Here is a 1,046-nt window from a genome sequence, read left to right as displayed (position 1 = left end):
TTCACGCTGCTGCAGGCGGCTGAAGCGGCGGGCGCGGAAATTCCGCGCTTCTGCTTCCATGAGCGTCTGTCCATCGCCGGCAATTGCCGCATGTGCCTCGTCGAGGTGAAGGGCGCGCCGAAGCCGGTCGCGTCCTGCGCATGGGGCGTTCGCGATTGCCGTCCCGGCCCGAATGGCGAGCCGCCGGRGATTCTGACCAAGTCGGCGACCGTCAAAAAGGCGCGCGAAGGGGTGATGGAGTTTCTCCTCATCAACCACCCGCTCGACTGCCCGATCTGCGACCAGGGCGGCCAGTGCGACCTGCAAGACCAGGCGATGGCCTACGGCGTCGATACGACCCGCTATCACGAGAATAAGCGCGCGGTGCCGGACAAGTATCTCGGCCCGCTCGTGAAGACGTCGATGAACCGGTGCATCCACTGCACCCGCTGCGTGCGCTTCACGACCGAAGTGGCTGGCGTTTCCGATCTCGGCGCGCTGTGGCGCGGTGAGGACATGGAGATCACGAGCTATCTCGAAAAGGCGATGGGCTCCGAGTTGCAGGCGAACGTGGCGGATCTCTGCCCCGTCGGCGCGCTGACCCATAAGCCCGAAGCGTTCCACTATCGTCCTTGGGAGCTCAACAAGACCGATTCCGTCGACGTGATGGATGCCGTCGGCTCGTCGATCCGCGTCGATTCACGTGGCCGCGAGGTGATGCGGATTCTCCCGCGCGTCAACGAGGACGTGAACGAGGAATGGATCACCGACAAAGCGCGCCAAATTGTCGACGGTCTGCGCGTTCAGCGCCTCGATCGTCCGTTCGTGCGTCAGAACGGCAAGCTGCGTCCGGCCTCCTGGCAAGAAGCATTTTCGCTCATTGCCAACCGGCTCAAGGGCACGACGGCGAAGCGCGTCGGCGCGATCGTCGGCGATCTGGCCTCCGTCGAGGAAATTTACGCGCTCAAGCTCCTGATGCAGAGCCTCGGCGTCGTCAATCTCGACGCGCGTCAAGATGGAACGGTGTTGTCGCCGGCCTTCGGGCGTGCCTCATACTTGTTCAATTC

Annotated in this window: 1 protein-coding gene; it reads left to right on the top strand. The window is 63.5% G+C overall.

Annotated features, from left to right (window positions below; all coding sequences use genetic code 11):
• Window positions 1–1,046: NADH-quinone oxidoreductase subunit NuoG (nuoG, locus tag AC1DT3_RS22340; protein ID WP_477467361.1), on the top strand; the 1,046-nt coding region annotated here is incomplete at both ends.

The sequence above is a fragment of the Microvirga sp. P4_G7 genome, from assembly GCF_056401005.1.
This window is presented reverse-complemented; position numbering and strand designations above follow the sequence as displayed.